Here is a 6404-nt window from a genome sequence, read left to right on the forward strand (position 1 = left end):
TCCAGCAAGTCCGCTATCATTAATTTCTTCTGCCGGTATTTCTCATCCATTGCGACTTTAAGCGTTTTATCTGCCCTGAACTCTGCCATAAACTGATCCGTCACCTTACCAAGGTAATCCAGGGAATCAATCAGAGATGKAAAAAAGCARCYGATCATGCGACAGGCAGTAAGTATAGCCAATTCAAACTCGCTAAGTTCAAGGGTACCGTTCCCCCTTAAAGTTAACACAAAAGCAACAAGATTACTTCCAGTGCAAAAAAGTTCCTCAACATGTGAAATGAGATCGGACCCATAGCGTTCGAGTTCTCTCCGGTAGGTATCTCCCTGGAAATCCCGCAAAAGTTTATCATGTCCGGATGATTCAATTTTTTTACGCAAGGCTACGAGTATCGCGCCAAGGTCATCTTCTTCCGCCTGTATGCGCAGGCGCAGGTGATAACCTTTATCGCTGTAGCGGATAAAAAACCAGTTTTTGATCCGCTTCTTCTGTCCTTTGATGAACGGAAAAATCACCTTAATAAGGATTTCATCCGAAGCACGTGGAATGCAGAAAATTTTAAGGTAAAGCCAGTTGCTGCCCATCAAAAAGTCGCGTTGCTTTTCGCCATAAACAGTGGTACTTTCCTTTTTTGAAGGTTTGTAAATATTATTCCCGTGGGTAAGAAAAGCAATCATTTGCCCCGCAAGCGGCTTTTTACCGGACAGAACGGAACGGTCTGGCAATAGATATTCCTGAATGGTTATCCGCTTTAAACCGTCAATGCACTGCAGAAAAAACCTTGCCTCGGTGGAATTGGCCAGATCAAAAACCAACTGCTGGTCTGTTGCGCCTATGGTGATATGCCGGGGCAGGTGGTGCTTTCTGCGGAAACCATCCAGGGTTTTAAATGGATCAGCCTTATCTCCTGCAGTTAAAGGCGCTATTTCTGATTCCTTAAAATTCCATTTCGCCAGACAGAGGATCACCTTACCGTAGCAGACCCGAGGATAAAAAGTCAGGCCCGGAAAAAAGTTTTCCAGGCTAAATGAAAGTCCTGCCTGTACACCCTGAAATTGCAGGTCACACAACAGCCGGAAAACGGGCGAATGGTTATTTCGAAAGTTATAGGCTGTCGCCAGACGGGGAATTACTCTTTTCTTCAACCTAGACGACTCTAATATCAATTCACTGCCTTTAACAGAAAGCATAAGTTCGCCTGGCAGTACCAGTTTTTCATCCGGCTGAGAAGGAAATACATTCAGGGGTATCTCGTGTGAATAAATGGGTTTGCGACGATTGATGTTATCCACGTGGCTATCAGACTGCTGGGCAATGTCGGCAAAGACAACTTCTGGATTTGCGGTAGTCTCCTTTGCGGCAAGTTCGCGGCAAAACTGGTGTACCGGATCACTAAAGCAGGAAAACCTTCCGATCAGCGAAACAGCAGTTACCCCGGCCGAACTTTCGATGATCAGGTGCTCTCCCGTCGAGCGGTACATGAGCGCCTGCGTCTGGGGCAAAGGCAATACTGCCTTTTTATGATCTTCCAGTTTAATCACATCATCTTCACTAACCTGAAGGGGCGACCAGGGATCACGAAGGGTGTCCCCAATCCAGAGTTTGAAGATAAACTGCTGGTTGGCATGCCAGCCAAGGGTCCTGTTTTCTTCTTCCGGTTCAGGGAAAGGAATATTCTCCAGGATATCCTGGTCAGGCATGGATGGCTCCATCTCACCATAATGCAGTCCCCCGTCGGGATCTAAGGCCAGCAACAAAGGCACCCTTTCCTGATCAAAGCGGGCACGGAAATCACGGATAAAACGCGACAGATCAGCAGGCTGCTCAGCATGTGCCAATAACTGCAGTACATGGACCGCTTTGGACAGTTCTTCCTGTTCAGCGCTATCTGGTCCTCCAGTTTTGTTTGGCCTTTCAAGAGCAGCATAAAATGGCTGTCCAAAAGGCTTTATTTCCTTTGCAATTTCCCTAATTTCCCCTGCCAAAGCCGACAGGGCTACTTCACCCAATAAAGGAATCATCGTGTAATTTTTCCAGAACCCATTCCAGCCAGGTAAGCCAAAGAAGTTCTCAATGATCTCGTTACTGATTACTTTGCCCTGAGAACCATTGAAAACCGCCCCAGCATCCAGCAGAAACCCGATGTATTCTTCCGCTTCTGTTTCTGAACACTCACTATGCTGCATAATCCAGCCCAGGACCACATCTCTTGACACCTTTTTCGAAGATAAAAATGAAAACAGTTGTACATTAAATTTTACGGCTGCAATCCCTTCCAGAGAAAAGCTAAACCGCCCCTTATCATCCAAAGATGATTTCGTGTAGCGGAAAATATCATTAAACCGGTACAGCGCAGGGTTGACCATTAATCCGTCAGACTGATCAGCCTCCGCCCTGTTCTTTAGTTTCCTTAAAAATTCCTGATCAGGCAATAAATGAAGAACCGACTCATCGCTTCCGGCAAGCCTGATCTGACCACCGCTTCCCCATTGGAGTAAAGTGAAGGAGGAGAAGCTTCCAAAAGGAGTTGGTCTGAAGCACATCCGGTTATAATACTTATAAAGGGTATGTTTTTCCTTATCTGATAATTTATCGAAATCAAGTTCCTTTTTTTCAAGTAACGCATAAAACCCGGCGCTTGCCAAAAAAACTGCATTGCGAAAAGCCTGTTCCCGCAACACTTCCGGCAACCGCGAGAGATCATAGCCGGTAAAGCTATAGTACGGTGCCCGTAAAAATAACTGCGGTAAAAACCGGTATAGCATTGACTTACTTTCTTTCATCTCTTCGTCGCTTAAAAGGGTATAATACCCATCTCATACTGTTTTGGCTTTTCTATTCGCCTTTAATTTGTTTCATAATTCTTTTACCATGAAGGCAATTTTAAAATCATCCGTTCCACCACTGCTCGTACTATTATTTGTATACGCCGCATTCAGTAAACTCTTTACTTTTTCAGCATTTGACCAGCAGCTCCATAACCAGTCTTTTCCCAGCTGGCTGGCAGATTTCCTATTGTATTTTTTGATCCCTGCAGAAATTATTACTGCACTCCTGTTATGTTTCAAAAGGACCGTAATAGTTGGTCTGCTGTTTTCATCCGTACTTCTGCTTGCCTTCACCGCCTACATCGCACTGGTGTTGGCCGACTATTTCAGCAAGGCACCTTGTAGCTGTGGCGGTGTACTAAAATGGCTCGGCTGGAAATCGCATCTCATTTTTAACCTTGTATTCACCGCATTAACGATAACTAGCTTAACTATTCACCTAAAGCGGGAGGTTCGTGACAACGAGTAGCCAGCATAACCGGATACTGGTCCCATCCCATACAGAAAAATCAACCGATCGCGAGACCACCATACCAGATCGACTTCATTTATCCTCCCTAAAGGGAGATTATTTAAAACTATATACCATGTTAAAAAAATTAAACCTTGGCCTTGTAGCCCTCGTATTGGGGTTCGGCCTAACCATTACCACCAGTGCATTTAAATCAGCCAAAACCGACATCCAATGGAATTTTGTTGGCGACCAGTTATCCGATGCGACAAACGGCCACGAATATTCAACTACACTAAGCCCGCCTACCAGTTGTAATTCGGGCAATGCTGCACCTTGTTACCTGATTACACCCGAAACGGTTGATACGCAGGAGAAGCTGACTGAGTACATCTTTGATACCTATGGCAGCAATGCAGCCGATGTAAGGGATGGTGCTCCGGCCAAACGCGCACTGTAAGTGATCAAGGGCCTGGTTAGTTTGACCAGGCCCTTTGTTTTACCGCTCATTCTGGAGCATACCCGTTAGTGCAATGATATCTTCAGGCAGCGGCAGCGCATACCGTTTATCGTTTGGCGTTAAGGTGTAGTCAGTCCCGCCTATGCTGCGCTTCAGCACAATCCCCCGACCCTCAGCATTTAAACGTTTAACATCCATCCACCTCATCCCCCTCATTACCAGCTCTTTCCTTCGTTCGATCAACACCATATCCAATGCAGTGGCTTTATCACCCGTCACCAGGGGCACAAATGTTCCGGTTTTAAACCTGGCCACCAAAAGCTTGTTCAAGGTCTGTATGCCAAGGTCTGTTTTTCCGTTCCTTACCTGGCACTCGGCAAGGGTGAGGTACATTTCATCAGTAGCCAGACCGAAAAAAAGTGCGGGCTGGAAATAGGTGCCTTTAAAATAATAAGCGCCCCCACTCTGCAGATAAAATACCTGCTTTCTCAAATCATCAGCCTGGTAGGCCTGTAAAAGCTCGGGAACAATCTTCGCCCTGGTGCTGGTTACAATTGTTGAAGGCGGAACAAATGTGTTAAAAACCACTTCAGGATTAAAAAGCGCCACCGGATAGCGGTCTGCAACATTGAGTTTATTATAATCCAGAAGCGCACCATTGATCCGAAGGCATGAATCGGCATAACTTTCAGCATCCTGGTAATTGCCCATGTATAAGAAGGTACGCGCCAAAAGCCCATAGGCACTGGCTTTTGATGGCCTGGTGGCACTTAATGCTTTGTCCGGCAAAAGCGGTACCGCAGCTTTTAAATCACTTAGTACTTTTTGGTAACCTTCCTGAACGGTAGCCCTGGTAGAAGGCGTATTAAAATCAGCACTGGGGCGCAGCGGAATACCGAGGTCTGCTGGTGAAGATACCTGGTAAGCCTTTGCCCAGACGCCGAGTCCCTGCAAAAAGCATTTGGCGCGGTATACCAGTGCCTGTCCTTTTACATTGTTGAATCTGGTGTCCCTTTCAATCGTTGAGGCTTCCATTCCCTCCAATACTGCATTACAGGAATAAACGGCTTTGTAAAGATAGGCCCACTCGTTGCTTCCGGGTTCAAAAAGATTATCTTTTTGCCAGCTGTACATCCTGCGCTCATATTCACTGGGCAGGGCCGCAAGGTCGGCATCGGTAAGGTAATAATCATCAGCCGATATTTCCGCCGAGATCAGATCGTTAGCAGTCAGCACCCCGAAATTATCCATCAGCGCCTGGAAATCGCCCAGGGTTGAGGGTATCACGAGCCGCTGATCGGGTTTTTCATCCAAAAGCTGCTGGCAACCTAAAACTCCAGTAGCAAAAACAGCCAGCAATAGCCAATATCCAAAATGGTTTCTCTTTTTCATCATCATAAATTTTAAAGGCCCGCCCTTAAGCCGAAAGCCAAAGTTTGCCCCGGGGGTAAGTTAAAGCCACTGGTTACATATTCAGGGTCGAGGTGATGTTTGTTCGCCCTGTAAATTATACCGGCGTTAGCCAGGTTGGCAAATACGTTTAATGTTTTTAAACCGATCTTTTTTGCAAGGGACTTTTCAAATGCATAATCAAGGTTGATGTACTGAATGCGGATATGGTCGCCCCTATCAATCAGTACTTCAGCAGAGCGGTAGAACGATTCCCTGCTGCTGGAAACCGGATAGGGCATTGACGGTACCTGGGTAAAAGCCTCATCGCCCGGGGCTTTCCAACGGTTACTAAAATCGGCATGCCCACTACCGCTGGCAAACAGGCTGGTATAATCAATACCCTTGCGCCTGAAGTAATAATCAAACTTAAAGCTGAGCGCTACCGAAAGGGTAAAGCCCTTAAACCCAAAGTCGTTTACCATATTACCGAAATAACGGGGCAGCGCAGACCCGTGAAATACCAGGTCAGGAAGTTTTGTACTGCTGATGATACTGCTGTATGCCTTGCTCGGCTGGCCGTTCAAAAAGCCCATCGGTTCGCCGGTTGCCCCATCAAGGCCCGCCCAGCGGTAAGAGAAAATGGAGTATACCGGCAAGCCCTCTACACCCGATACCGTGGCATTAGACTGCACAAAATTGCTCCCCTGTACCGATGGCAGGTAATACTTCGCTACTTTATCCCTGTACACCGAAAGATTAAGCGTGGTGCCCCAGCTAAAGCTGTCCTGAAGGATTCTTGCATTCAGTTGCAGGTCGAAACCGTTCCCTTTTATTTCGGCAACATTGCGTAATACCGTGGTTCCTACCCCGGTGGTATAATCAATCGGGTACACCCCGAACAGATCAGAAGCATGTTTCCTGTAATACTCCACACTGCCCGAAAGCCTGGATTTGAGCAAACTGAAATCCAGACCCACATTCATCATCCTCACCGACTCCCACCTCAGATCGGGATTGGCATATTTATCGAAAATGGCATATGGCGATTGTGTATAAGGTGAATTAACCTGGTAACGGATGGTATTTACCCCGCTCATGGATGGATCGGCATTGCCACTGAAACCCAGGGTGTACCTTACTTTCAGCTGGTCTACAAAACCCAATTTAAAAAAAGGCATCCTTGAAATATCCCAGGCCAGGCCTACCGACCATAGCGGTTTCCATTTATCGTTTGTCGCGACACCAAAAAGGTTAGAGGCATCGGCCCTTGCAC

Annotated in this window: 5 protein-coding genes; 2 read left to right on the plus strand and 3 right to left on the minus strand. The window is 46.6% G+C overall.

Annotated elements, in window-relative coordinates:
• On the minus strand, nucleotides 1-2783 hold a 2783-nt coding region (locus tag AC1DND_RS15450), incomplete at its 3' end, for a lantibiotic dehydratase (RefSeq protein WP_477582889.1).
• A gap of 88 nt (nucleotides 2784-2871) precedes the next feature.
• Between AC1DND_RS15450 and AC1DND_RS15455 the strand changes: the two genes are divergently transcribed.
• Nucleotides 2872-3297 (plus strand): MauE/DoxX family redox-associated membrane protein, encoded by a 426-nt coding sequence (locus AC1DND_RS15455; protein ID WP_477582891.1) that lies wholly within the window; start codon nucleotides 2872-2874, stop codon nucleotides 3295-3297.
• A gap of 118 nt (nucleotides 3298-3415) precedes the next feature.
• Nucleotides 3416-3739: a hypothetical protein gene (locus AC1DND_RS15460; protein ID WP_477582893.1), complete on the plus strand. Its 324-nt coding sequence runs from the start codon at nucleotides 3416-3418 to the stop codon at nucleotides 3737-3739.
• Nucleotides 3740-3778: 39 nt separating this feature from the next.
• Here the strand turns inward: AC1DND_RS15460 and AC1DND_RS15465 are convergent, their stop codons facing one another.
• Together AC1DND_RS15465 and AC1DND_RS15470 are read right to left on the minus strand one after the other, a co-directional pair.
• Complete coding sequence (locus AC1DND_RS15465) at nucleotides 3779-5131, minus strand: RagB/SusD family nutrient uptake outer membrane protein (RefSeq protein WP_477582895.1); 1353 nt, start codon at nucleotides 5129-5131, stop codon at nucleotides 3779-3781.
• An 11-nt stretch (nucleotides 5132-5142) separates the two neighbouring features.
• Nucleotides 5143-6404: TonB-dependent receptor domain-containing protein (locus AC1DND_RS15470; protein ID WP_477582897.1), on the minus strand; the 1262-nt coding region annotated here is incomplete at its 5' end.

Source organism: Pedobacter sp. 01N416 (genome assembly GCF_056399685.1).

Bases quoted from the DNA above. Each gene is read 5' to 3' on its own strand.
- AC1DND_RS15465 (WP_477582895.1), bottom strand. From the start codon at position 5,131: ATGAAAAAGAGAAACCATTTTGGATATTGGCTATTGCTGGCTGTTTTT.
- AC1DND_RS15455 (WP_477582891.1), top strand. From the start codon at position 2,872: ATGAAGGCAATTTTAAAATCATCCGTTCCACCACTGCTCGTACTATTA.
- AC1DND_RS15460 (WP_477582893.1), top strand. From the start codon at position 3,416: ATGTTAAAAAAATTAAACCTTGGCCTTGTAGCCCTCGTATTGGGGTTC.